This is a genomic window from Streptomyces sp. NPDC048419, from assembly GCF_043200415.1.
GTDB lineage: Bacteria > Actinomycetota > Actinomycetes > Streptomycetales > Streptomycetaceae > Streptomyces.
The window spans coordinates 1-26,375 of record NZ_JBICXT010000007.1 but is presented as its reverse complement, the minus strand read 5'-3'; the positions used below and the strand labels follow the sequence as shown (position 1 = coordinate 26,375).

Sequence of the window (26,375 nt, the reverse complement as noted above, 5' to 3'; positions counted from 1 at the left end):
GGTCGCCCCCCAGACAGACACAGCACGGGGGCTAACGGCAACTGGACCGGTGCCCTCGCCCACACTCGGCCGGGGGCCCGGGGGGCGCCCCCCAGACAGACACAGCACGGGGGCTGACGGCAACGGCCCCGGTGCCCTCGCCCACACTCGGCCGGGGGCCTGGGGGTCGCCCCCCAGACAGACACAGCACGGGGGCTAACGGCAACTGGACCGGTGCCCTCGCCCACACTCGGCCGGGGGCCCGGGGGGCGCCCCCCAGACAGACACAGCACGGGGGCTGACGGCAACGGCCCCGGTGCAGTACCTCACACCGGGGCCGTACATCGCATTCCGTGGTCAGGGGAGGTCTACGACTTCCACTTGTCCCAGGACATGTTCCAGCCGTTGAGGCCGTTGGCCGGGTCGACCGTCTGGTCGTGGGAGCGCTTGACGACCACCACGTCGCCGATGATCGAGTGGTCGAAGAACCAGCCCGCGGGCACCTTGCGGTCGTAGCCGCCACGCACGTCGCGCAGGCCGACGCAGCCGTGGCTGGCGTTGTAGTTGCCGAAGGCGCCGCCGGCCCAGTAGTTGCCGTGGATGAAGGTGCCCGAGTCGGTCAGGCGCATCGCGTCGGGGACGTCCTTGATGTCGTACTCACCGCCGTAGCCGACCGTCTCGCCGTTCATACGGGTCACCCGGAGCCGCTCGCTGATGACCATCTGGCCGTTCCAGGTCTCGTAGCCGGGCTTGCCGGTGGTGATGGGCAGGGTCTTGACGACCTTGCCGTCCTGGGTGACCTTCATCTTGTGGGTCTTGGCGTCGACGACCGAGACCTGGTTGCGGCCGATGGTGAACTTGATCGTCTTGGCCTGCTTGCCGTAGACGCCCTTGCGGCCCTCGACGCCGTCGAGGTTCAGCTTCACGGTGACCTTCGTACCGGACGCCCAGTACTTCTCCGGACGGAAGTCGAGGCGGTCGTTGCCGAACCAGTGGCCCTCGACGTCGACGGCCGGCTCGGTCTTGATGCTGATGGCCTTCTCGACGTCCGCGGGGTGGGTGATGCCCCGGGTGAAGCGGACGGAGAACGGCATTCCGACACCCACCGTGGAGCCGTCCTCGGGGGTGAAGTTGCCGACGAAGGTGTTCTGCGGGGTGAGGGTGGTGAAGGTCGAGTCCTCCGCCGCCTCGCGCCCCTCGGCGTCCTTGGCGACCGCGTGCACCGTGTACTTGGTGGACGCCGCCAGGTGCGTGGCGGGCGTCCAGCTGGTGCCGCCCGCGGTGATGTCCCCGGCTATCTTCGCGCCCTTGTCGTCCTTGACCTCGACGGCGGTCAGCTTGCCCTTGCCGGCACTCACCTTCAGCGCGCCGGTCGTGTCCACGGACTTCGCACCGCTCTTGGGGCTGATGGTGACGACGGCTTCCGACTGCTTGGTCTGCGCCGCGTCCGCCCCCTTGGCCTTGCCGTCGCCCGCTGATCCGGCGCTCGAGCCTCCCCCGCCGCACGCGGTCAGGGCCAGCAGCAGCACTCCGGATATGAGTGCCGGCACCCCCCGGCGCCGGCGCCCGCTCGCGTCAACCGACGCCCCCGATATCGGCCGCACGTTCAAGTTGTTCTCCCCTCGCCGGGCCTGGTCGGGCCCGCGCCCCGGCGCGTTTCACGCGCGCATTGGCGCATATTAACCGCAAGGTTTTAGGGATCGTGTCAGGTGAAGGTCACCGTTCAGTCGCAACATCGTTCCTCGCGCCTGGCTCAATCCCCGCCTCCTCACCGGTTACTTGACCACGCCGCCCGCCTTCCACTCCTTCCATCCCATATTCCACCCTCCGAGGCCGTTGTCGGGAGCGACCTTTTTGTCATTGCTGTTGACGACCTGGACCACGTCCCCGACGAGGCTGCGGTCGAAGAACCAGCCGGCCGGGGTCTCGGAGCTGCCGCCCTTCACGTCCCTGAGCCCCACGCATCCATGGCTGACGTTGATGTGCCCGGGGGCGTTCGGCGCCCAGTAGTTGCCGTGCAGGAAGGTGCCGGAGTCGGTCAGGCGCAGCGCGTGCGGGACGTCCGGGATGTCGTACTCGCCGCCGAAGCCCACCGTGCGGCTGTTCATGCGGGTCATGTCGAGCATCTCCATCACCACCATCTTCCCGTTGTAGGTGGTGTGTTTGGGCGCTCCGGCGGTGATCGGCACGGTGGCCAGCAGCGCGCCGCTCCGCCGTACCTGCATGGTGTGGGCGGCCGCGTCCACCAGTGAGACCTGGCTGCGGCCGACGGTGAAGGAGAAGGTCTTGTACTGGAGCCCGTAGACACCGCGGGCCCCCTCGACGTCGCGGAGACTGAGGGAGACGGTGACCTGGGTGCCGGGCTTCCAGTACCGCTCCGGGCGGAAGTCGAGGCGGGCGTTGCCGAACCAGTGCGGGCGGACCTCCACGGCGGGCTTCGCGCTGACGCGGACGGCGCGCTCAACGGCGGCGCGGTTCGCGATCTCCCGGTTGAACTCCAGCGAGACGATCATTCCGGTGCCGACCGTGGAGCGGTTCTCCGGGGTGACGTAGCCGATGAAGCGCTCGTCGGGGACGTACGTGGTGAACGTCGTGTGCCGTGCCGAGCGGCGTCCGTGGCCGTCCAGGGCCACCGCGTCGACCGTGTACTTGGCGGCCAGCGACAGCCGGGGCTCCGCGGGTTCCCAGCGCAGGCCGTCCGCGGAGACGCGGCCGGGCACCGCGGAGTCCTGTGCGTCCTGGGACCTGACGACCTTCACCGACTCCAGACGGCCGCTGGGCACCCGCACGACGAGCCTGCGGCCCGGCCGGACGTCCTTGCTCCCGTCGTCCGGGGAGATGCGGATGACGTCCTCGGGGGCGGGGGCCTTGCCGAGGACCTCGCCGATGTCGCTCCCGCCCGACCCGTCCGAAGTACAGCCGGCGGCTCCGGCCAGCAGCCCTGCCCATGTCAGTACGGCGGCCAGCGCGGCCCCTGCGCGCCGTGCGCGCCCTTGTCCTTGCCTCACGTGCTGCCCAACGACCATGCCCGCCCCGGGAAACGTGGGCGCGGTGCGCTCCGCCCGGAGATGCCACACCGGGTCCTCGGTCGTCCGCGGCGCCGCACCCGCACTTGCCTCGGGTCGTTTGGCCACGCTCTGGGCAGAACAGTGGGGAGGACGACGCGATGGGGAGCCGCGGCCGGGACGCCGTGCGCTCTCTTTCCAGGTCGTTCCACGAGCCGTGGGAGGCGGACAGGTGTCCAGCGCAGCCGAGCAGGAGGCGGTGGCCGACGGGCAGGCCGAAGGGGGCGAACACCCGGCCGCCGTGGTCAACGGCGCGCCCCGGAGGGTGCCGGGCGTGCCGGTGCGGCCGGGTGCGCCGACGCCCCTCGGAGCGAGGTTCCGGGTCGGCCAGGACGGGGTGGCGGGCACCAACTTCGCGCTGTGGGCGGGCGGGGCCGAGGCGGTGGAGCTGTGCCTGTTCGACGAGCACGGCAAGGAGACGCGCGCGCGGCTGACCGAGCTCACCCACGAGATCTGGCACGGCTTCGTGCCGGGCGTGATGCCCGGGCAGCGGTACGGCTACCGGGTGCACGGCCGCTGGGACCCGTGGACCGGCGGCCGCTGGAACCCGGCGAAGCTGCTCCTGGACCCGTACGCGCGCGCGGTGGACGGCGACTTCAGCCTGCCGCCGGAGGTGTACGGGCATGTGCGGGACTGGCCGCAGCAGCATGTCGCCGACACCGTCCGCGACGACCGCGACTCGGCGCCGTACGTCCCCAAGGGCGTCGTGGTCCACGATGACGACGACTGGGCCGACGACCGCCGCCCGAAGACACCCTGGGCGGACTCGGTCATCTACGAGCTGCACGTCAAGGGCTTCACCAAACTGCACCCCGGCATTCCCGAGGAACTGCGCGGCACCTACGCGGGGTTGGCGCATCCCGCCGCCGTCGAGCACCTGGTCCGGCTGGGCGTCACGGCCGTCGAGCTGCTGCCCGTCCACCAGTTCGCGCACGAGGACCACCTGCTGCGCCGCGGCCTGAAGAACTACTGGGGCTACAACTCCATCGGCTACTTCGCCCCGCACGCCGCGTACGCCGCGTCCGGCACGACGGGCCGGCAGGTCGGCGAGTTCAAGCGCATGGTCCGCGCACTGCACGCGGCCGGCATCGAGGTCGTCCTCGACGTGGTCTACAACCACACGGCGGAGGCGAGCGAACTGGGCCCGACGCTCTCCCTGAAGGGCATCGACAACCGCGGCTACTACCGGCTCCAGTCCGACGCGCGGCGCTACGCCGACTACACCGGCTGCGGCAACACCCTGCACGTAGTGCAGCCGCACGTGCTCCGCCTGATCACCGACTCCCTGCGCTACTGGGTGACGGAGATGGGCGTGGACGGCTTCCGCTTCGACCTGGCCGCCGCGCTGGCCCGTTCGATGCACGACGTCGACATGCTCTCCCCGTTCCTCGCGGTCATCGCGCAGGACCCGGTGCTCCGGCGCGTGAAGCTGATCGCCGAGCCGTGGGACGTCGGCTCCGGCGGCTACCAGGTGGGTGCGTTCCCGCCCCTGTGGACGGAGTGGAACGACCGGTACCGCAACGCCGTACGGGACTTCTGGCGGGGCGCCCTGCCGGACGTACGGGACCTGGGCTACCGCCTGTCGGGCTCCAGCGACCTGTACGCGTGGGGCGGCCGGCGGCCGTACGCCTCGGTCAACTTCGTCACCGCGCACGACGGTTTCACCCTGCGCGACCTGGTGTCCTACGAGCGCAAGCACAACGAGGCGAACGGCGAGGGCAACCGGGACGGCACGGACGACAACCGGTCGTGGAACTGCGGCGCCGAGGGCGAGACGCCCGACGAGCGGGTACGGGGCCTCAGGCGCCGCCAGCTCAGGAACCTGCTGACCACGCTGCTGCTGTCGACGGGCGTGCCGATGCTGGTCGCGGGCGACGAACTGGGGCGCACCCAGCGCGGCAGCAACAACGCGTACTGCCAGGACAACGAGATCAGCTGGCTGGACTGGGGGCTGCTCGAAGAGCCGGGCTGGAAGGCCCTGTTCGACCTCACGGCCCGGCTGATCGCCCTGCGCCACCGGCACCCGGTGCTCCGCCGCCGCGCCTTCTTCTCCGGCCGGGCGCACTCCGCGGACGGTCTGCGCGACCTCGCCTGGTTCACCGCGCGCGGCACGGAGATGACGGAGCGGGACTGGTACGCGCCGGCCGCCACGCTGGGCATGTACCTCTCCGGACGGGACATCCCCGGCCGCGACGAACTCGGCGACCCGGTCCTCGACGACAGCTTCCTCGCCGTCCTGCACGCCGGCGACCGGCCGGCGGCCTTCGTACTGCCCGGGCCACCGTGGGCCGAGCGGTACGAGGTCGTGGTCGACACCTCGTGCGAGGCCCAGGCCGAGGAGCCGGGGGTGGTGCACCGGTCGGGCACGTCGATCACGGTGCCGGCACGAGCGGTCCTGCTGCTGAAGGTGTCGGCGGCCGACTGAGCCAGGGCCTGTTGCGGGAGTCCCTAGCCGAGGATCCCGCGCTCGTACGCCGTTGCCACCGCCGCCGCGCGGTCGCTCACGGCCAACTTGGTGTAGAGGTGCGTGAGATGGGTCTTCACGGTCGCCTCGCTGATGAACAGCTCGCGGGCGATCTCCCGGTTGGAGGTGCCCTTGGCGACCAGGGCGAGGACCTCGCGTTCGCGGGCGGAGAGCGGCTCACCGCCGGGGGTGCGGGGCGAGCGGACCGCGGAGACCAGGCGGGAGGCGACGGCCGGGGACAGCACCGTGCGGCCGTCGGCCGCCGCGCGCACGGCGGTGAACAGCTCGTCGCGCGGGGCGTCCTTGAGCAGATAGCCCGTCGCGCCCGCCTCGATCGCGGGCAGGGTGTCGGAGTCGGTGTCGTACGTGGTCAGCACGAGGACCTTGGCACGGGCGCCGCGGCGGGCGAGCTCCTTGATGGCGTCGACTCCGCCGCCGCCCGGCATGCGCAGGTCCATGAGGATCACGTCCGGGTCGAGGGCGGCGGCCCGCTCCAGCGCCTCGACGCCGTTGGCGGCCTCGCCGAGGACGGTGAACCCGGGGGCCGCGTCGAACATGCCGCGCAGGCCGTCCCGTACGACGGGATGGTCGTCGACGATCAGCAGGGAGATCAGGGCGTCACTGGTCATGGCGGACCAACGGTACGCGAGCCGACAGCGCCGTGCCGTGCCCCGGTTCGGACTCCACGGCCAGCGAGCCGGCGATGCGTTCGGCGCGGGCCCGCATGCCGTCCAGGCCGAAGCCGCCGGCGCTGGTGCGGGCGGGCAGCGCCAGGGGGTCGAAGCCGGTGCCGTCGTCGCGGATGTCGAGGAGGACCTCGTCGCCGGTGAAGGAGAGGGTGACGCCGACGCGGGTGGCGTGCGCGTGCCGGGCCGCGTTGGACAGGGCTTCCTGGACGATGCGCAGGAGGGTGGCCGAGACCTCCTCGTGGAGCTGTTCCGCGGTGCCGGTCACCGTGAACTCGGCTCGTACGCCCGTCCGTTCGCCCCATTCGGCGACCGTCTTCTTCAGCGCCTCGGGCAGCCCGTCGTTCTCCAGCGCCACCGGCGCCAGGTTGTGCACGGAGCGGCGGGCCTCGCCGAGGCTGTGCCGGGCCAGCTCCATGGCGCGGCCGGTGTGCTCGCGGGCCTGGTCCCGGTCGGGCGTGTTCACGACGACCTGGAGCTGGGCGATGATCCCGGTGAGGCCCTGGGCGATGGTGTCGTGGATCTCGGCGGCCAGCCGCCGCCGCTCGTCGGCGACCCCGGCCTCCCGTGCCTGGACCAGCAGTTGGGCGTGCAGGGCGGCGTTCTCGTCGAGGGCCTGTTGCAAGGCCGTGTTGGTGCTCTCCAGTTCGGCGATGGTCGCGGTGCGCTCGCGGGCCCGCTGCGCCTCCTGCTCGGTGAGGTGGGCGACCACCATCTGCAGACCGGAGTTGGCGACCAGGAGCGCGGCGAAGACGGTCCACTGGAGTGCGCCGTGGAACGGGATCCCACCGGCCTGCGCGCCGGCCACGGTGACCGCGCTCGCGAGCAGCCCGAGCCGGTGCCACCTGCCGGGCAGGGTCTCGTCGGCGTCCATGTAGCCGGTGGCGGCGTAGAACGCGAAGAACGGGTTGAGGTAGGTGAGGCCGAAGGCGAGGGCCCAGCGGGCGCCGTAGTACGCCGTCCCGGTGCGGGACGGCGTCCGGCGGCGGTCGGACCCGCGGGGCCGGGTGCTGTGCCACGCCAGCTGGAGCGCGACCGCGGCGGCGATCAGGATCCAGGCGGCGTACCACTTGGCCGGGGGCGCATGCGGGTCGGCGGTGGCGAACGCGAGGACGACACTGACGCCGAGCAGCCCGTACGGCCCCCAGGTGTGAAACTGCTCCCAGCGCCGGTCCAGGTGCCTGTCCACCACGGTCATGTCCCCAGTCTGCACGGCCGGCCACCTACTCCCAGCGGAACCAGCGGGTTGCCGCGCCCGTCAGCAGCAGGATCCACAGCGCCAGCACGCCCAGGTGGCTCCAGCCCGGCCAGTGCCCGGCGGCCGCCTGGTTGAGGGCCTGTGCGGCCGCGCCGAAGGGCGTGTAGCCCACGATCTTCCCGAGCAGATGCGGCATCGCCTGCACCGGCAGCCACACGCCCGCGCAGAACATCGACGGGAAGAACACCGCGGACCCGATCGCACCCGCGATCTTCGTCGTACGGGACAGCGCCGACACCACCGATCCGAGCGCGAGGGAGACCAGGACGGCGAGCAGCAGGGCGAGGACGTATCCGAAGCCCTGATCCGGCAGCCGTACGTCGTAGGCGAGCCGCCCGACGACGAGGACCAGCAGCGCCGACACGAGGGAGGCGGCGCCGAACACCACCATCTGCGCGGACAGCAGGGAGACCGGGCGGACGGGCGTGGTGGCCGTCCGGCGCAGGATGCCGCGCTCCCGGTAGCCGGTCAGGGCCTGCGGCATGGACTGCAGGCCGCCGACGATCAGGCCGAGCAGCACGGCCACCGGGACGTAGGCGTCGATGGTGCGCAGGCCGCCGAGGTCGTCCTGGTGCTGCCGGAAGGACGGGATCGAGCCGAGGATCAGCAGCAGCAGGGTCGGGAAGAGCAGGATCCAGAAGATGGCGCCGGGTTCGCGGCGGAAGAGGCGGACCTCGGTCCTCAGTACGGCGGTGCTCATGCCGCTGTCTCCTTCGTCAGGTCGAGGAACGCGTCGTCGAGCGTGGCGTCCACGACACGGAGCTGGTGGGCGGTGACGCGGTGGCGGGCGAGCAGGGTGATGACGGCGTTGACCGTCTCGTCCGTGCCGGCCAGGGTGATGCGGCCGTCCCGGTGCTCGACGGAGGCGAGTTCGGGCAGCGCGTTGAGGTCACGGTCGTCCAGCGGCGCGGACGGGGTGAAGCTGATGACGGTGGAGCCCGCCGAGCGCCGGATCAGTCCGGACGGGGTGTCCAGCGCGGCCACCCTCCCCTTGTCGATCACGGCGATCCGGTCGCACAGCCGCTGCGCCTCCTCCATGAAGTGGGTGACGAGCAGGACGGTGACGCCGCCGGCCCGGACGTCCTCGATCAGCTGCCAGGTGTCCCGGCGCGCCCGCGGGTCCAGGCCGGTGGTGAGCTCGTCGAGGACGACGATCCGGGGGTTGCCGATCAGGGCGAGCGCGATGAACAGGCGCTGCTTCTGGCCGCCGGAGAGCCTGGCGAACCGGGTGGTCAGTTTGGCGGTCAGGCCCAGGCGTTCGGCGAGCGGCGCCCAGTCGAGCGGGCTCGGGTAGAAGGAGGCGTACAGCTCCAGCGCCTCGCGGACGGTGAGCTTGGCCTGGAGCTCGCTCTGCTGGAGCTGGGCGCCGAGGACGCGGGACACGCGGGCGTGGTCGGCGACGGGGTCGAGGCCGGTGACGCGGACGCTGCCCGCGTCCGGGACGCGCAACCCCTCGACGCACTCGACGGTCGTGGTCTTGCCGGCGCCGTTCGGGCCGAGGATGCCGAAGATCTCGCCCTCCTCGACGGCGAAGGAGACGCCGTCGACGACGGGCCGGCCCCCGTAGGACTTGCGCAGATCGGTGACTTCGATGACAGGCATGGCATCAGAGTCCCGGGAAGCCGTGGTCCGCCACATCGGCCGTCGCGCTCGAAGCGGCATCAGCCGATCGGTTGATGCCGGGGTACGACCGCACCGGCCAAAACTCGCTGGGCGTTGTCAGTGCCGGTCCGTAGGCTCACATCCGATGCCCACTACACGCGCCGCCGCAGAAGACCCCGGGGAGAGCACCGAACGATCCGCCGTACGCACGCTGCTGCGCCTGTGGCCGTATGTGCGGCCCGTGCGGGCACGGCTGTTCACGGCCGCGTTCGTCGCCGTCATCGCCTCGTGCACGGGGCTGGTGATCCCGCTCGTCCTGAAGTGGATGGTCGACGGCCCCGTCGCCCACCGGGACCCGGCGGGCGTCTGGCTCGGCGCGCTCTACCTGCTGCTCCTCGGCGTCGCGGAGGCCCTGCTGTTCGGACTGCGGCGCTGGCTCGTGGCGCGGCCGCTGTCGAGCGTCGAGGCGGGCATGCGCGCGGATCTGTACCGGCATCTGCAGCGCCTGCCGGTCGCCTTCCACGACCGCTGGGCCTCCGGCCAGCTGCTGTCGCGCGGCACGACGGACCTGATGCTGCTGCGCCAGTTCCTCGCCTTCCCGATGACGTTCCTACTGGTCAACGGCGTGACGATCCTGGTCGGCGTGATCATCATGCTGCTTCAGGACTGGACCCTGGGGCTGGTGATCCTCGGCCCCGCCGTCCCCGTGATCGTCACCTGCGCCGTCTTCGAGAAGCGCTACGCCCGCGCGGCGCGGCGCGCGCAGGACCAGGTCGGCGACCTGACCACGGTCGTCGAGGAGAGCGTCCTCGGCATCCGCATCATCAAGGGCTTCGGCCGCCACCGCAGCCAGGCCCGCGCCTTCCGCGACCTCGCGCGGACCCTGCGCGGGACGGAACTGCGCAAGGCCGGCCTCCTCGCCACGATCTGGGGCGTCATCGTGACCCTCCCCGAGATGGCGATCGGAGCGGCCCTGGTCCTCGGCACGATCCAGGTGGCCGACGGCGACCTCTCCCCGGGCACCCTGGTGGCCTTCCTCTCGACGGCCCTTGCGCTGCGCTGGCCGGTCGACTCCATCGGCTTCCTGCTGGCGATGAGCCAGGAGGCGGCGACGGCGACGGAGCGCTATTTCGAGGTGCTGGACGCGCAGCCGGAATCGGCGGTGCCGGGCACGGCCCCGACGGACGCCGCGGGCAGCGGACTTCGCTTCGACAAGGTCCGGTTCCGCTACCCGGACGCCTCCACCGGCACCCCGCCCGTCCTCGACCGGATCGACCTGCACGTGCGCCCGGGCGAATCCATGGCCCTGGTGGGCGCGACAGGCAGCGGCAAGACGACCCTCACCGCGCTCGTCCCCCGCCTCCACGAGGTCACATCCGGCCACATCACGCTGGACGGCGAGGACATCACCGCCATGTCCCGCGAAGAGCTGCGCTCGAAGGTCGCCGTCGCCTTCGAGGAGCCCACCCTCTTCTCGGCCACCATCGCGGACAACGTCCTGATGGGCGCCGAGGACTCCGCCGGCGCGGCCGACCTGAACCGCGCCCTCTCCGTCGCCCAGGCGGACTTCGCCCACTCCCTCCCCCAGGGCACGGACACCCAGGTGGGAGAACAGGGCCTGAGCCTCTCCGGAGGCCAGCGCCAGCGCCTCGCGCTCGCCAGGGCGGTCGTCGGCCGGCCGAGGTTCCTCGTCCTGGACGACCCCCTGTCGGCGCTGGACGTGCACACCGAGGCCGCCGTGGAGGCCGCCCTGCGCGACGTGCTGGCGGACACCACCGCCCTCATCGTGGCGCACCGCCCCTCCACGGTCCTGCTCGCCGACCGGGTCGCCCTGCTCTCCGGCGGCCGGATCACCGCCGTAGGCACACACCACGAACTCCTGCGTACGAACGCCGAGTACGCGCACCTGATGTCCGGGACCGGAGAAGCGGAGGACGACCGATGACGGCTCCGACCACGTCCGCGCCCAGGTCGGACGACGAACCGGACCTCCCGCGCCCCAAGGACGCCGGCGACCCCTTCGACCGGGACGTGCTGCCCTCACCCCCGGGCGCCACCGCCACGCTGCTGCGCTCCCTGCTCGCCCCGATGAGGGGACGCGTCGCCCTCACCACGCTCCTGCTGCTGCTCCAGCAGGCGGCGGTGCAGGCGGGCCCGCTGCTGGTGGCGTACGCGATCGACCGGGCCGTGCCGGCGTTCCGGGACCACGACCACGGGCCGCTGATCGCGGTGGCCGTCGGCTATCTGCTGTGCGCGCTGATCTCCGGCGGACTGCAGTCCGTGTTCATCGTCGCCTCCGCCCGCGTCAGCCAGGACGTGCTGCTCGATCTGCGCGGCCGTATCTTCCGCCATGCGCAGGCGCTCAGCATCGACTTCCACGAGCGGTACACGAGCGGGCGCCTGATCTCCCGTTCGACGACGGACGTGGAGTCGCTCAGGGAACTGCTCAACGAGGGCCTGCAGGAACTCATCACGGTCGTCCTGTCCTTCGTCTACATCTCGGCGATGCTTCTCTGGCTGGACCTCGGGCTCGGCGCCGTGGCGGTGGCGTCCTTCGTGCCGCTCTACCTGCTCGTACGGGTCTACCAGCGGCGCGCGGTACGGGTGTACCGGGTGCGGTCCACCGCCATCGCGGCGGTCATCGTCAAGTTCGTCGAGACCATGAACGGCATCCGGCCGGTGCGCGCCTTCCGCCGCGAGGCCGCCAACGACGCCGCCTTCCGGGTGCTGAACCGGCGCCACGAGCGGATCAACGGCGACGCCCTGCTGGAGATGGCCCGCTATGTGGTCGGCTCCCGGCTGGTCGCCAACACGGCCGTCGCGGGCATCGTGCTGTGGGGCGCCCACCGGGTGGCGGGCGGCTCGCTGGAACTCGGCGTGCTGGCGGGCGCGGTGCTGTATCTGCGGCGGCTGTACGACCCCATCGACCGGCTCGGCATGTTCCTGAACGCGTACCAGTCGGCGGCCGCCTCCCTGGAGAAGATCGCCGGACTGCTCGCGCAGACCCCGTCCGTGCCGGAGTCGCCGGTCCCCGTGGAGCTGCCGCCGCTCGAGAGCGAGCACCCGGGCCGCCGGGTCGTCTTCGACGGGGTCGGCTTCGGCTACCGCACCGGCGGCGAGGTCCTGCCCCGCTTCGACCTCACCGTCCCCGCCGGGCAGACGGTCGCGGTGGTCGGCTCGACCGGCGCCGGGAAGTCGACCCTCGCCAAGCTGCTCGCCCGCTTCTACGACCCTTCCGCGGGCCGGGTCCTGCTGGACGGCGTCGACCTGCGCGAGCTGTCCGTGGCCGAACTGCGGCGCGGGGTGGTGATGGTGACGCAGGAGGCGTTCCTGTTCTCCGGCACGGTCGCCGAGAACATCGCCATCGGCCGCCCGGACGCGACCCGCGAGGAGATCGAGCGGGCCGCGAAGGCGATCGGGGCGCACGAGTTCATCGGCGCGCTGCCGGACGGGTACGACACGGACGTACGCAAGCGGGGCGGCCGTATCTCCGCGGGTCAGCGCCAACTCGTCGCGTTCGCCCGGGCGTTGCTGGCCGACCCGGCTGTGCTCATCCTCGACGAGGCGACCAGCTCCCTCGACGTCCCGGGCGAACGGGCCGTGCAGCGGGCGATGTCGACGGTTCTGCGGGGCCGTACGGCGATCGTGATCGCGCACCGTCTGTCGACCGTCGAGATCGCGGACCGGGTCCTGGTCATGGAGCACGGCAGGATCGTGGAGGACGGCAGCCCGGCCGAACTCGTCGCGGGCACCGGGCGGTTCGCCGATCTGCACCGGGCGTGGCGCGACAGTCTGGCGTAGGGATCATGGGAGCGGGGGTCGGATGATCGACGCGTACGAGGAGCCGGGCGAGCCCGACCGCCGCGGGGGCGGACGCTATCTGTGGTGGCTGGTGCGGTGCCAGCCAGGCCGGTCGCTGGCCGGCGCGGTGCTCGGCAGCGTGTGGATGGTGCTGCTGGCGGGGACGCCGTATCTGCTCTCCCGGGCGATCGACGAGGGGCTGGAGCCCGGTGACTATCCGGCGCTGGCGGGCTGGACGGCCGCGCTGTTCGGGGTCGGGGCGTTCAACGCCTGGCTGGGCGTCATGCGGCACCGCACGATGACGCGGGTGCGGATGGACGCCAACTTCCGCACGGTCAAGGTGGTCGTGGCGCAGTCGGTCCGGCTGGGGGCCGCGCTCCGGCGCCGGGTCGGGGCCGGGGAGGTCGTCACCATCGGGGTGGGCGACGTGCAGACGATCAGCCAGTCGCTGACGGTCGTCGGACCCGGGGTCGGCGCGGTCGTGGCGTACCTGGTGGTCGCCGGTCTGCTGCTGTCGATCTCCGCGCTGATCGCCTCGGTCGTCCTCCTCGGCCTCCCGCTGATCGTCGTCCTGGTCGGCCCGCTGCTTGCCCGGTTGCAGGGCGCGGAGGCCGAGTACCGGGAGCGGCAGGGCGTGCTCACCGCCCGGATCGCGGACCTCGCGGGCGGCCTGCGCGTCCTCAACGGCCTCGGCGGCAAGGGCTTGTTCGCCGACGCCTTCCACCGCGACTCGCAGCATCTGCGCCGGCAGGGCTACCGGGTCGGCGCGGTGACCAGCTGGGTGCAGGCGCTCGGCGTCGGTCTGCCGACGCTCTTCCTCGCCGTCGTCACCTGGCTGGCGGCCCGGCTCGCCGCCCAGGGCGCCATCAGCATCGGCGAGCTGGTCTCGGTCTACGGCTACGTCGCGGTCCTGGTGGGCCCGGTCGCCTTCTGGGTCGAGTGCGGCTACCAGATCAGCCGCGGCCTGGTGGCCGCCCGACGGGTCGTGCGCTTCCTGCAACTGGAGCCGCTCGCCGACACGGGTACCTGCGGCGCCCCCGCCGACACGGCTTGCCTCCACGACCCCGAGTCGGGCGTACGCGTACGCCCCGGCGCCCTGACGGCCCTGGCCTGCGCGCGCCCGTCGGACGCGACAACCGTCCTGGACAGGCTGGGGAGGTATGTCCCGTCAAGGGCTACCTGGGGCGACATCCCGCTGGACGAGATCCAGTTGAAACAGGTCAGGGAGCGCATTCTGGTGGCCGACCACGAGGCGGACCTCTTCGCAGGGACGCTGCGCGATGTAGTGGGCGGCACGTCTTTCAGGGGCGCGGGGAACTGCGCGACGAGCCACGACGGAGCTGCGGACCTGACCCAGGCCATCCACACCGCAGCCGCGGAAGACATCCTCCACGCCCTACCGACAGGCCTCGACTCACTCGTCGACGCCCAGGCAAGAAACCTCTCCGGCGGCCAGCGCCAACGCATCCGCCTGGTGAGGGCGCTCCTGGCCGACCCCGAAGTACTCCTCGCCGCAGAGCCGACATCCGCCCTGGACGCCCACACCGAGGCCCGCGTCGCACAACGGCTCAAGCAAGCCCGCCAAGGCCGTACGACCGTGGTCACCACCACGTCCCCACTCGTGCTGGACCACGCCGACACCGTGTACTACCTGGTCGACGGCACGGTCGCGGCCACAGGCCGGCACCGCGAACTGCTGGACACGGAAGCGGGATACCGCGCACTCGTGGCAAGGGACGCCGACGCAGAGGAGGTCGTGCGGTGACGGCAGACCCGTCGGGCCGGCTCCCCGTCGCCGAGCGGGCCGACGTACGCCGGGCGGTCGTACGGCTGCTGCGGGCCGACCACGCGGCCTTCGCCGCGGTGCTCGCGCTCAACGCGCTCGCCGCCGCCGCGGGACTGGCCGGCCCCTGGCTGGTGGGCCGGATCGTGGACGAGGTCAAGGCGAGCGGCGGCGTCCACGCGGTGGACCGCCTCGCCCTGTGGATCCTGCTCTGCTCCCTGGCCCAGCTGGTGCTCGCCCGCTCGGCCCGCTACGTGGGCCACCGCTTCGGCGAGCGGACCCTCGCCCGTGTGCGGGAGCAGTTCGTCGACCGGACCCTCGCCCTGCCCGCGGCCGTGGTGGAAAGGGCCGGCAGCGGCGATCTGACGGCGCGCGGCACGGCCGACGTGGCCATGGTCGGCACCACACTGCGCGACGTCGGACCCGAGCTGCTCATCAACACCGTGCAGGCGCTGTTCCTGCTCGGCGCGGTGTTCTGGCTGAACCCGCTGCTCGGCGCGTGCGGCCTGCTCGGCCTGCTCGGCATCTGGTGCGCGCTGCGCTGGTATCTGCGCCGGGCCCGCGACGGCTACCTCGCCGAGGGCGCCGCCACCTCCGACATCGCCGAGATCGTCGCGGCGACGGCGTCCGGCGCCCGCACCGTCGAGGCGCTGCGGCTGGAGAAGCAGCGGATCGCGGCGAGCCGGGACGCGCTGGAGACCTCCCGGCGCGCCCGCCTCTACACCCTGTTCCTGCGCACCGTGTTCTTCCCGTCCGTGGACGTCTCCTACCTGGTGCCCGTGGCGGCCGTCCTGCTGGTGGGCGGCGTGCTGCACGGGCACGGCACACTGAGCCTGGGCGCGGTGGTGGCCGCGGCCCTGTACCTCCAGCGGCTGAGCGGTCCGCTGGACGAGATCCTGATGCGGATCGAGCAACTCCAGAGCAGCGGCGCCTCGTTCGCCCGCGTGGAGGGTCTCGCCCGGGCCCCGCGCACACGGGAGACCCGCTCGCCGGCCCCGGTGGACGACCGGTTCGACGTGACCGGGGTGCGCTACGCCTACGACCGCGGCGGCGAGGTGCTGCGCGGGGTCGACCTGACTGTGCGGCCGGGCGAGCGGCTGGCGGTCGTGGGCCCTTCCGGCGCGGGCAAGACCACGCTCAGCCGGCTGCTCGCGGGCGTCGACGCGCCGACCGAGGGCACGGTGACGGTCGGCGGGGTGCCCGTCGTCGGCCTCGGACCGGAGCGGCTGCGCCGCCAGGTCGTCCTGGTCACCCAGGAGCACCACGTCTTCCTCGGCACGGTCCGGGACAACCTGCTGATCGCCGAACCGGCCGCCACCGACGAGCAGTTGTGGGCCGCCCTCGCAGCGGTCGGCGCCGACGACTGGGTGCGGGAGCTGCCGGACGGCATCGACACGGCGCTCGGTGACGGGGGGTTGCGCACGGACGGCTCGCAGGCGCAGCAACTCGCCCTCGCCCGCGTGGTGCTGGCCGACCCGCACACGCTGATCCTCGACGAGGCGACGGCGCTGCTGGACCCGACGACGGCCCGGCACACCGAACGCGCCCTGGCCGCCGTGCTGGAGGGCCGCACGGTCATCGCCATCGCGCACCGCCTGCACACCGCCCACGACGCGGACCGCGTGGCCGTGATGGAGGACGGCCGGCTCACCGAACTCGGCACGCACGAGGAGCTGGTGGCGGCCGAGGGCGCGTATGCGGCGCTGTGGCGGACATGGCACGGCGACCGCATCTGAGGCGTCAACTCCCGCTCCGGATAACGAACATGAACAACCGGACAACGGACCAGATTCGGCCAAAATTCTGACGCGAGCCTGACAGAAAGCGCCATCCGGTGCCACGCTTCCCCACGGCCGCTTCACAGCAACCCCACAGAAACATGCCGCTGTGTCGTCACGGTCGCGCACTTGGTTCCGCATTGGTTCTGCACAGTTCTGCCCGGACGGTCGACCCACCGTCCGGATCTCCCCTGGCCGCGCAACCCCGCGGCCACGCAGAAGGAGTCAGTGTTGAGAAGCAACATCTCTCGCAGACGCACCTCCCACATCGTCGCCGTCGCCGGCGTCACAGCCCTGCTCGCCGCGGCCGTCCAGTCGGGCGCCGCCTCCGCCGCCCCCGCCGGGGCCTCGACGGGGAAGGCCAGCCCCGCCCACACGGCCGTACAGCTCACCGCCTCCCAGCGCGCGGAGCTGATACGCGACGCCGACACCGCCCGCGCGCAGACCGCCCGGGACATCGGCCTCGGCGCGAAGGAGAAGCTCGTCGCCCGTGACGTGGTCAAGGACGCCGACGGCACCGTCCACACCCGCTACGAGCGCACCTACGGCGGCCTGCCCGTGCTCGGCGGCGACCTCATCGTCGACACCGCCAAGTCAGGCGCCACGAAGGACGTCATCAAGGCGACGAACGCCGCCATCAAGGTCTCCGACCTCACCCCGGACATCAGCAAGGCGGCCGCCGAGCAGCAGGGCGTCAAGCGCGCACAGGCCCTCGGCTCCACCAAGGCGACCGCCGACAGCGCGCGCAAGGTGATCTGGGCGGCGAGCGGCAAGCCGGTCCTGGCGTACGAGACCGTCATCGGCGGCCTCCAGGACGACGGCACCCCGAACCAGCTGCACGTCATCACCGACGCCGCCACCGGCAAGAAGCTCTACGAGTACCAGGGCATCGAGAACGCCACCGGCACCGGCAACACCCAGTACAGCGGCACGGTCCCGCTGACGACGACCCAGTCGGGCTCCAACTACACGCTGACCGACGGCGACCGCGGCGGCCACAAGACGTACAACCTGAACCACGGCACGTCCGGCACCGGCACGCTGTTCTCGCAGACCAGCAACACCTGGGGCAACGGCACCACGTCGAACGCGGCGACCGCGGGCGCGGACGCCCACTACGGCGCGGCGGTCACCTGGGACTTCTACAAGTCCACCTTCGGCCGCAGCGGCATCAAGAACAACGGCGTCGGCGCCTACTCCCGCGTCCACTACGGCAACTCGTACGTGAACGCCTTCTGGGACGACAGCTGCTTCTGCATGACCTACGGCGACGGCTCCGGCAACGCCGACCCGCTCACCGCGCTGGACGTGGCCGGCCACGAGATGAGCCACGGCGTCACCTCGAACACGGCCGGGCTCAACTACACCGGTGAATCGGGCGGGTTGAACGAGGCGACCTCCGACATCTTCGGCACCGGAGTGGAGTTCTTCGCCAACAACTCCTCCGACGTGGGCGACTACCTCATCGGCGAGAAGATCGACATCAACGGCGACGGCACCCCGCTGCGCTACATGGACAAGCCCAGCAAGGACGGCGCGTCCAAGGACAGCTGGTACTCGGGGCTCGGCGGCCTCGACGTGCACTACTCGTCCGGCCCCGCGAACCACTTCTTCTACCTGCTGAGCGAGGGCAGCGGCGCCAAGGTCATCAACGGCGTCAGCTACAACTCGCCCACGGCGGACGGGCTTCCGGTCACCGGCATCGGCCGCGACAAGGCGCTGCAGATCTGGTATCGGGCGCTGACCACGAAGTTCACCTCCACCACCAACTACGCGAGCGCCCGCACCGGCACACTCGCGGCGGCGGGCGAGCTGTACGGCACCACGTCCGCCGAGTACAAGGCGGTGCAGGACGCCTGGGCCGGCGTCGCGGTCGGCTCGCGCTCCGGTGGCGGCGGGGGCGGCGGCACGTCCTTCGAGAACACCACCGACGTATCGATTCCGGACAACGGACCGGCCGTGACGTCGCCCATCACCGTCTCCGGCCGTACGGGCAACGCCCCGTCGAACCTTCAGGTTTCGGTCGACATCGTGCACACCTGGCGCGGTGACCTGGTGATCGACCTGCTGGCCCCCGACGGGTCGGCGTACCGCCTGAAGAACTTCAGCGGCTCCGACTCGGCGGACAACGTCAACCAGACCTACACCGTCAACGCCTCCTCCGAAGTCGCCAACGGCACCTGGAAGTTGAGGGTCCAGGACCAGGCGGCGCAGGACACCGGCTACATCAACAGCTGGAAGCTCACCTTCCCGTAGGCCGGCCCGGGATCCCAAGTCAGGGCGCCGCTCCGGAGGTTCGACTCTCCAGGGCGGCGCTCTGCCGTTTCGCCCGCTGTTACACGACTGCAAAGTTCACCCGGCAGTCGGTTTTCAGCCAACATCACTTGGGGGTCCTGACATGTACGCATCCCCGATGTCACCCTTCCTCACAACCGCCGCACAAATTCACTCCGCTTCCGGCCCGGGCGCCCCACGCCGTGCCGGACCCCCACTTCAAGGAGCTTGTGTGACCACCCCCCGCTACGCGCGTCACAAGCGCTCAAGCCTGGCCATCGCCACCGCCGTCGCCGCCGGAGCCCTGCTCACCAGCGGACTCGCCGCCGGTACGGCATCGGCCCAGATCCCGTCCGACCAGACGGGCAAGGCCACCCTCGCCGCCGCGCCCACCGCGCTCTCCGCGGCAGCCCGCACCTCGCTCGTGCAGAAGGCTCAGGCCGACATAGCGCAGACGGCGCAGAAGATAGGCCTCGGCGCCAAGGAGAAGCTGGTCGTCAAGGACGTCGTCAGAGATGCGGACGGCACCGTGCACACCCGCTACGAGCGCACCTACGCCGGCCTGCCCGTCCTCGGCGGCGACCTCGTCGTCCACACCTCGAAGGCCGGCAAGGCCGAGGGCGTGACCAAGGCGACCTCGGCCGCCATCAAGGTCGCCTCCCTCAAGGCGCAGGTCACCCCGGCCAAGGCCGAGCAGCAGGCGGTCAGCGCCGCCAAGTCGCTCGGCTCCGCCAAGTCCGCGGCCGACGGCGCCCGCAAGGTCATCTGGGCCGGCTCCGGCAAGCCCGTCCTCGCCTACGAGACGATCGTCGGCGGCCTCCAGGACGACGGCACCCCGAACCAGCTGCACGTCATCACCGACGCCGCCACCGGCAAGAAGCTCTTCGAGTACCAGGGCATCGAGAACGCCACCGGAACCGGCAAGACGCTGTACTCGGGCACGGTCAGCCTGACCACGTCCGGGTCGGGCTCGTCGTACTCGCTGACCGACGCCTCGCGCGGCAACCACAAGACGTACAACCTGAAGCACGGCACGTCCGGCACCGGCACGCTGTTCACCGACACGGACAACGTCTGGGGCACCGGCACCGCCTCCAGCTCCGCGACCGACCAGACCGCCGCGGCCGACGCCGCCTACGGCGCGCAGGAGACCTGGGACTTCTACAAGTCCACCTTCGGCCGCAGCGGCATCAAGAACAACGGCGTCGGCGCCTACTCCCGCGTCCACTACGGCAACTCGTACGTGAACGCCTTCTGGGACGACAGCTGCTTCTGCATGACCTACGGCGACGGCTCGGGCAACAACCACCCGCTCACCGCGCTGGACGTGGCCGGCCACGAGATGAGCCACGGCGTCACCTCGAACACCGCGGGCCTGAACTACTCGGGTGAGTCCGGCGGTCTGAACGAGGCCACCTCGGACATCTTCGGCACCGGCGTGGAGTTCTTCGCCAACAACTCGTCCGACAAGGGCGACTACCTCATCGGCGAGAAGATCGACATCAACGGCGACGGCACCCCGCTGCGCTACATGGACAAGCCCAGCAAGGACGGCGGTTCGGCCGACTCCTGGTCCTCCGGTGTCGGCAACAAGGACGTGCACTACTCGTCCGGTGTCGCGAACCACTTCTTCTACCTCCTGTCGGAGGGCAGCGGAGCCAAGGTCATCAACGGCGTGAGCTACAACTCGCCCACGTCCAACGGCTCCACGGTCACCGGCATCGGCCGGGACAAGGCGCTGCAGATCTGGTACAAGGCGCTGACCACGTACTTCACGTCGACGACCAACTACTCGAAGGCACGGGCGGGCACGCTGTCCGCCGCCTCCGCGCTGTACGGCGCGAGCAGCGCCGAGTACAAGGCGGTGGCCGCGGCCTGGTCCGCGGTCAACGTGAACTGACCCGAGGGGGGTTGGCGGGCGGTACCCGGAGCGCAGCCGCTCCCGGGTACCGCCCTACTCTTGGGTGCCATGCGCCTGGAGGACTTCACCTACGACGACGTCGGCGGCACCCGCCGCGGCGGTTTCTGCCCGCCGGGTTTTCACCCGATGCATGTCCGCACGCGCATCGGCGAGGGGGAGAAGCTCTTCCACAGAGCCGCCGAGGCGGTGCTGACCTGGGAGATGCACCGCGAGCTGGGCGTGGGCGTCGAGACGAGCGCGGACCGGGCGGCACCCGGGGTCGACGTCACGGTGAGCTTCGCCGGGCTGATCAAGGCCCCCTGCCGCATCGTCTACACGGTCGAGGAGCCCCGCCGCGCCGGCTGGGCCTACGGCACGCTGACCGGTCATCCGGAGTGCGGCGAGGAGGCGTTCGTCGTGGACCGCACCGGCGACGGCACGGTGTGGCTGACCCTGGACGCCTTCAGCCGCGCGGCGAAGTGGTACGCCCGTGCGGGCGGCCCTGCGACGCGCGGCATCCAGCATGCCTACGCACGACGGTGCGGGAACGTGCTGAGGCGGATGTGCGCCCCCTACTCGGAGGTGTGAGTCCGGCTCGGCCCGGCGGTGTGCGCCGGGCTCACCGCAGCAGCACCCCGCCTCCCTCGCCCGTCTCCTCCGAAGGCACTGCCACCAGTCCCAGCTCCGCGCCGGACGCGAGGAGCCGGTGCGCGGGCAGGATGCGCACCGTGTAGCCGTACGGCCCGGTGCGGTCCAGGGAGAGCGGGCCCTCGTAGACCCAGCGGCCCTCCGTGTCGGGTCCGCCCGTCGGCTTCAGCGGGACCGTCGCCGCGTCCGCGATGCGGTCCTCCGGGTCGACGCGGCCCGAGACGACCTGGACCTCCACGTCGTCCGGCCCGAGCTCGCCGAGGGCGACCCGCACCCGCAGGGCGAGCGTGGTGCCGAGTTCCGCGGTGGGCGTGTGGGCGGACGTCTCCAGATGGTCGACGGTGACCTCGTGCCAGCCGGCCCGCACCCGGGCCTTCCAGCCGGCGAGTTCACGCGCGGAGCCCGGGTCCATCGCGCGGTGCGCGTGGGCGGCGGGGGTGTAGAGGCGCTCGACGTACTCGCGCACCATCCGGCCGGCCAGCACCTTCGGGCCGAGCAGGGTGAGGGTCTGGCGCACCATCTCGATCCAACGGTCGGGCAGGCCGTGCTGGCCCCGCTCGTAGAAGCGGGGTGCCACCCGCTGCTCCAGCAGGTCGTAGAGAGCGCCCGCCTCTATGTCGTCGCGGTGGTCGGGGTCGGTCCCGGCGCCGTCCGCCGTGGGGATCGCCCAGCCGAAGTCGGGCTGGAACCACTCGTCCCACCAGCCGTCCAGCACCGAGAGGTTGAGGCAGCCGTTGAGGGCGGCCTTCATCCCGGAGGTGCCGCAGGCCTCCAGCGGACGCAGCGGGTTGTTGAGCCAGATGTCGCAGCCCGGGTAGAGCTTCTGCGCCATCCCCATGCCGTAGTCGGGCAGGAACACGATGCGGTGGCGCACGCGCGGGTCGTCGGCGAACCGCACCAGCTCCTGCACCAGCCGCTTGCCGCCGTCGTCCGCCGGGTGCGCCTTGCCCGCGACCACGATCTGGATCGGGTGCTCGGGGTGCAGCAGCAGGTCCATCAGCCGGTCGCGGTCGCGCAGCATCAGGGTCAGGCGCTTGTACGACGGGACGCGCCGCGCGAAGCCGATGGTGAGGACGTCCGGGTCCATGACGCCGTCGATCCACCCCAACTCGGCCGTTCCGGCGCCGCGCCCGCGCCAGGAGGCGTGCAGCCGCCGGCGCACCTCGTCCACCAGCTGCTCGCGCAGGTTGCGGCGCAGCTCCCAGATGTCCTGGTCGGGGATGTCACCCACGGCGTCCCAGCGGTCCGAGCCGCCGACGGTCATCGCGTCCTCGGTGCGCTGGGCGCCGATCTCCCGGGCGCCGAGCCGGAAGACCTCGGGAGCGACCCAGGTGGGCGCGTGCACGCCGTTGGTGACGGAGGTGATCGGCACCTCGTCGGGGTCGAATCCCGGCCACAGTCCGGAGAACATCTCCCGGCTGACGTGGCCGTGCAGCAGGGAGACGCCGTTGGCCCGCTGGCCGAGGCGCAGGCCCATCACGGCCATGTTGAAGAGGTTCGGCTCGCCGCCGGGATAGGTCTCCATGCCGAGCCGCAGGATGCGCTCGACGTCGATGCGCGGGAGCTCGGCGTCGGTCCCGAAGTGGTGGGCGACCAGCTCGCGGTCGAAGCGGTCGATGCCGGCGGGGACGGGGGTGTGGGTGGTGAACACGGTCCCGGCGCGGACGGCCTCCAGGGCCGAGTCGAAGTCCAGCCCCTGGTCGCAGAGTTCGGCGATGCGCTCCAGGCCGAGGAAGCCGGCGTGCCCCTCGTTGGTGTGGAAGACCTCGGGCTCGGGGTGGCCGGTGAGCCGGCAGTAGGTCCGCACCGCCCGTACCCCTCCTATGCCGAGCAGCATCTCCTGGAGGAGCCGGTGCTCGCTGCCGCCGCCGTAGAGCCGGTCGGTCACCCCGCGCTCGCCGAGGTCGTTCTCCTCGACGTCGGAGTCGAGCATCAGCAGCGGGACGCGGCCGACCTGGGCGTGCCAGATGCGGGCGTGCAGCTGCCTGCCGCCGGGCAGGGCGAGGGAGACCTGGGCGGGCGTGCCGTCGGGCTCCTCCAGGAGGGCGACGGGCAGCTCGTTGGGGTCCAGGACCGGATAGTGCTCCTGCTGCCAGCCGTCCCGGGACAGGGACTGCCGGAAGTAGCCGTGCCGGTAGAGCAGGCCCACCCCGATCAGGGGGACACCGAGATCGCTGGCCGCCTTCAGGTGGTCGCCTGCGAGGATGCCCAGGCCGCCGGAGTACTGGGGCAGGGCGGCCGTGATGCCGAACTCGGGCGAGAAGTACGCGATGGCCGCGGGCAGTTCCCCGGCCTGGTCCTGGTACCAGCGGTCGCCGCTCACATAGTCGTTCAGGTCGTCCGAGACCGCTTTCAGGCGGCGCAGGAATCGACGGTCCTCGGCCAGTTCCGCGAGCCGCGCGGGCGCCACGCTCCCCAGCAGACGTACGGGATCGCCGTCGGAGGCGGCCCAGCGCTCGGGATCGACGGACTGGAACAGGTCTCGGGTCTCCGGATGCCAGGACCAGCGCAGATTGCGGGCCAGATCACTCAGCGGCCCGAGGGACTCGGGGAGAACGGGTCGGACGGTGAATCGACGGATCGCCTTCACTTTCCACCTCGACGCGTGTCGCTGTGCGGACGCACAACACTGTGCGCCTCGTCGTCAACCTCGACGGTATCGGTGCGGAGGGCTCCGCAACCACGGCACGTCCAAGAACACGACAGACTCCTGCGAAGTCCGGAAAAAGCCGCAACCGTCATGCATCCACCATGGCGGACATGGCCGATTCCCTCCCCATGGGCCCTCTTGTGGCCTTCTGCACCGCACGAGAGGCTGCCGGAAGGCGTATCCGACCACAGCCGGGTGCACCCCGGTGACCGACGGTCGCCGTACGCCGAGTCGAGGAGGGGAACTCGGACCATGGCACGGACGCGACCACGGCGTCTGCGCCGGGCGGGGGGCCTGACGGCGGTGGCCTGCACCGCCGCGCTTTCAGCCGGCACCTTGCCCGCGCACGCCGCACCTGAGGGGCGGATACTCGGCGCCGGAGAGCCCGGCGCCGTCGGCGGAAGTTATCTGGTGACACTCAAGGGGGGTACGAAGGCGTCGTCGGCGGCCGGAAAGGGCCTGGCCGAGAAGTACGGGGCGAGAATAAGCCACAGCTACGGCACGGTCCTGAACGGCTACGCGATCAGGGCGAACGAGAGACAGGCCGAGCGGTTCGCGGCCGACTCCCGGGTCGCCTCGGTCGTCCAGGACGCCCGGGTCACGCTGGACGGCACCCAGAAGAACCCGCCGTCCTGGGGCCTGGACCGGATCGACCAGAAGAGCCTGCCGCTGGACAGGCGCTACATCCCGCCCGGCGCGGCGGGCCGCGGGGTGACGGCGTACGTGATCGACACCGGCATCCGGATCACCCACAAGGACTTCGGCGGCCGGGCGAGCTACGGGTGGGACTTCGTCGGGAACGACCGGACCGCGAACGACGGCAACGGCCACGGCACCCATGTCGCGGGCACCATCGCCGGCACCACGTACGGCGTCGCCAAGCGGGCCGACGTCGTCTCCGTGCGCGTCCTGGACAACAACGGCTCCGGCACGACGGCGCAGGTCATCGCGGGGATCGACTGGGTCACCAGGCATGCGAGGAAGCCCGCGGTCGCCAACCTCAGCCTGGGCGGCTCGCACAACGCCCAGCTGGACGCCGCCGTACGCAACTCGATCGCCTCGGGCGTCACCTACGCCGTCGCCGCGGGAAACGACGGCCTGCCGGCGGGGCTCTACTCCCCGGCCGACGTCAAGGAGGCGATCACGGTCGGCGCGACCGGCCGGACGGACGCGCGGGCGGCCTTCTCGAACTTCGGGCCGGCCGTGGACCTGTTCGCCCCGGGAGTCTCGATCACCTCGGCCTCCTTCGCGAGCGACACCGGGAGGGCGACCTTCTCCGGTACGTCGATGGCGACCCCGCACGCGACCGGCGCGGCCGCGCTGTATCTGGCCGGCCATCCGAAGGCGACGCCGGCCCAGGTCGCGAAGGCGCTGGTCAAGCTGGCGGTGCCCGGGAAGGTCTCCGGCCGGGGTCTCGGCTCGCCGGACGAGCTGCTCCAGGTCCCGGCCTCGTAGTGACAGGTTCCGGGTTCGTCATCCAGGAGTACTCATACCGGCCCCGTTCGTTCACGAACGGGGCCGGTCTTGTGTGTAGACATACGAGTGAGTAGTTAACAAAGTGCCGGATTGCTCACCCGAATAGGGTGGGAAGGCTCCCGGGGTACACGACAGGCAGATCAAGAAAACACCACGCAGGACCCACCTCCCCACAGCCATCCGCCCACCCACGTTGACGCGGACAGGAGCGGTCATGCCCGCCACGCACCACTCGTCAGCACCTCCGACGTCCGACGCCGAGGAGACACTCGGGCGCATCCCGGTCCTCGACGTCCGGCCCGTCGTCCAGCACGGGCGCAGGCCCGCGAAGGCCGTGACCGGCGAGACGTTCGAGATCTCGGCCACCGTCTTCCGCGAGGGCCACGACGCCGTCGCCGCCAATGTCGTCCTACGGGATCCCGACGGCCGTGCGGGCCCCTGGACCCCGATGCGGGAACTGGCCCCCGGTACGGACCGCTGGGGCGCCACCGTCACCGCGGGCGAGCCCGGCCGGTGGACGTACACCGTGGAGGCCTGGGGCGACCCGGTCACCACCTGGAGGCACCACGCCCAGATCAAGATCCCGGCCGGGATGGACACGGAGCTGGTGCTGGAGGAGGGCGCGCGCCTGTACGAGCGCGCGGCCGACGGCGCCCCCGAGGGCACTGGGCGGGACGTGCTCGCCGCCGCGGTCGAGGCGCTGCGCGACGAGAGCCGGCCGGCCGCCTCGCGTCTGGCGGCGGCGTTGACGCCGGAGGTGGACGCGGTGCTGGCGCGGCATCCGTTGCGGGAGTTCGTGACGGCCTCGCCGACGCTGGGGCTGCTGGTGGAGCGGGAGCGGGCGCTGTACGGCGCCTGGTACGAGTTCTTCCCGCGTTCGGAGGGCACCGCCCAGCGGCCGCACGGCACCTTCCGTAGCGCGGCGCGCCGGCTGCCGGCGATCGCCGCGATGGGCTTCGACGTCGTCTACCTGCCGCCGATCCACCCGATCGGCACCACCTACCGCAAGGG

Annotated in this window: 17 protein-coding genes; 10 read left to right on the top strand and 7 right to left on the bottom strand. The window is 71.6% G+C overall.

Going from position 1 to position 26,375, the window contains the following annotated elements:
- Positions 1 to 347: 347 nt before the first annotated feature.
- Together ACGFYN_RS17000 and ACGFYN_RS16995 are read right to left on the bottom strand one after the other, a co-directional pair.
- Positions 348 to 1,589 (bottom strand): Ig-like domain-containing protein, encoded by a 1,242-nt coding sequence (locus tag ACGFYN_RS17000; RefSeq protein ID WP_393866608.1) that lies wholly within the window; start codon positions 1,587 to 1,589, stop codon positions 348 to 350.
- Between the two features lie 165 nt (positions 1,590 to 1,754).
- Positions 1,755 to 2,987 carry an Ig-like domain-containing protein gene (locus ACGFYN_RS16995; RefSeq protein WP_393866607.1) on the bottom strand — a complete coding sequence of 411 codons (1,233 nt, stop codon included), beginning with the start codon at positions 2,985 to 2,987 and terminating at the stop codon, positions 1,755 to 1,757.
- Positions 2,988 to 3,216: 229 nt separating this feature from the next.
- Here ACGFYN_RS16995 and glgX point away from each other — a divergent pair, with 229 nt between their 5' ends.
- On the top strand, positions 3,217 to 5,469 hold the full coding sequence (gene glgX / locus ACGFYN_RS16990; protein WP_393866606.1) for a glycogen debranching protein GlgX: 2,253 nt from the start codon (positions 3,217 to 3,219) through the stop codon (positions 5,467 to 5,469).
- Positions 5,470 to 5,492: 23 nt separating this feature from the next.
- Here glgX and ACGFYN_RS16985 read toward each other — a convergent pair whose 3' ends face one another.
- From ACGFYN_RS16985 to ACGFYN_RS16970, 4 genes are read right to left on the bottom strand one after another with little or no spacing between them, the layout of a single operon-like run.
- A complete protein-coding gene (locus ACGFYN_RS16985; RefSeq protein ID WP_393866605.1) occupies positions 5,493 to 6,137 on the bottom strand; it encodes a response regulator in 645 nt (214 codons plus the stop codon).
- Entirely contained in the window at positions 6,127 to 7,392 is a 1,266-nt protein-coding gene (locus tag ACGFYN_RS16980; protein WP_393866604.1) for a sensor histidine kinase, read from the bottom strand. The genes ACGFYN_RS16985 and ACGFYN_RS16980 overlap by 11 nt, the downstream gene beginning before the upstream one ends.
- A 25-nt stretch (positions 7,393 to 7,417) precedes the next feature.
- Positions 7,418 to 8,152, bottom strand: coding sequence for an ABC transporter permease (locus tag ACGFYN_RS16975; protein WP_393866603.1), 735 nt, complete (start codon positions 8,150 to 8,152; stop codon positions 7,418 to 7,420).
- Positions 8,149 to 9,054, bottom strand: a complete 906-nt coding sequence (locus tag ACGFYN_RS16970; protein ID WP_393866602.1) for an ABC transporter ATP-binding protein — start codon at positions 9,052 to 9,054, stop codon at positions 8,149 to 8,151. Before ACGFYN_RS16970 ends, ACGFYN_RS16975 begins: the two co-directional genes overlap by 4 nt.
- A gap of 145 nt (positions 9,055 to 9,199) precedes the next feature.
- Between ACGFYN_RS16970 and ACGFYN_RS16965 the strand changes: the two genes are divergently transcribed.
- The 7 genes from ACGFYN_RS16965 (at position 9,200) to ACGFYN_RS16935 (ending at position 21,178) form a co-directional block, all read left to right on the top strand.
- Positions 9,200 to 10,999 carry an ABC transporter ATP-binding protein gene (locus ACGFYN_RS16965; RefSeq protein WP_393866601.1) on the top strand — a complete coding sequence of 600 codons (1,800 nt, stop codon included), beginning with the start codon at positions 9,200 to 9,202 and terminating at the stop codon, positions 10,997 to 10,999.
- Positions 10,996 to 12,855 (top strand): ABC transporter ATP-binding protein, encoded by a 1,860-nt coding sequence (locus ACGFYN_RS16960; RefSeq protein ID WP_393866600.1) that lies wholly within the window; start codon positions 10,996 to 10,998, stop codon positions 12,853 to 12,855. The genes ACGFYN_RS16965 and ACGFYN_RS16960 overlap by 4 nt, the downstream gene beginning before the upstream one ends.
- 22 nt (positions 12,856 to 12,877) lie before the next feature.
- A complete protein-coding gene (locus ACGFYN_RS16955; protein WP_393866599.1) occupies positions 12,878 to 14,620 on the top strand; it encodes an ABC transporter transmembrane domain-containing protein in 1,743 nt (580 codons plus the stop codon).
- Positions 14,617 to 16,374: an ABC transporter ATP-binding protein gene (locus tag ACGFYN_RS16950; protein WP_393866598.1), complete on the top strand. Its 1,758-nt coding sequence runs from the start codon at positions 14,617 to 14,619 to the stop codon at positions 16,372 to 16,374. Before ACGFYN_RS16955 ends, ACGFYN_RS16950 begins: the two co-directional genes overlap by 4 nt.
- Positions 16,375 to 16,647: 273 nt before the next feature.
- Complete coding sequence (locus tag ACGFYN_RS16945; protein ID WP_393866597.1) at positions 16,648 to 18,672, top strand: M4 family metallopeptidase; 2,025 nt, start codon at positions 16,648 to 16,650, stop codon at positions 18,670 to 18,672.
- Between the two features lie 250 nt (positions 18,673 to 18,922).
- Positions 18,923 to 20,590, top strand: coding sequence for a M4 family metallopeptidase (locus tag ACGFYN_RS16940; RefSeq protein ID WP_393866596.1), 1,668 nt, complete (start codon positions 18,923 to 18,925; stop codon positions 20,588 to 20,590).
- A gap of 69 nt (positions 20,591 to 20,659) precedes the next feature.
- On the top strand, positions 20,660 to 21,178 hold the full coding sequence (locus ACGFYN_RS16935) for a DUF1990 family protein (protein ID WP_393866595.1): 519 nt from the start codon (positions 20,660 to 20,662) through the stop codon (positions 21,176 to 21,178).
- A 31-nt stretch (positions 21,179 to 21,209) separates the two neighbouring features.
- On the opposite strand, the gene ACGFYN_RS16930 is transcribed toward ACGFYN_RS16935, so the two are convergent.
- Positions 21,210 to 23,828, bottom strand: a complete 2,619-nt coding sequence (locus tag ACGFYN_RS16930; protein ID WP_393866594.1) for a glycosyltransferase family 1 protein — start codon at positions 23,826 to 23,828, stop codon at positions 21,210 to 21,212.
- 312 nt (positions 23,829 to 24,140) lie between these two features.
- On the opposite strand from ACGFYN_RS16930, the gene ACGFYN_RS16925 reads away from it, so the two are divergent.
- Positions 24,141 to 25,343: a S8 family peptidase gene (locus ACGFYN_RS16925; protein ID WP_393866593.1), complete on the top strand. Its 1,203-nt coding sequence runs from the start codon at positions 24,141 to 24,143 to the stop codon at positions 25,341 to 25,343.
- Positions 25,344 to 25,578: 235 nt separating this feature from the next.
- Positions 25,579 to 26,375 (top strand): maltotransferase domain-containing protein (locus tag ACGFYN_RS16920; protein WP_393866592.1); only part of this gene is annotated, 797 nt, incomplete at its 3' end.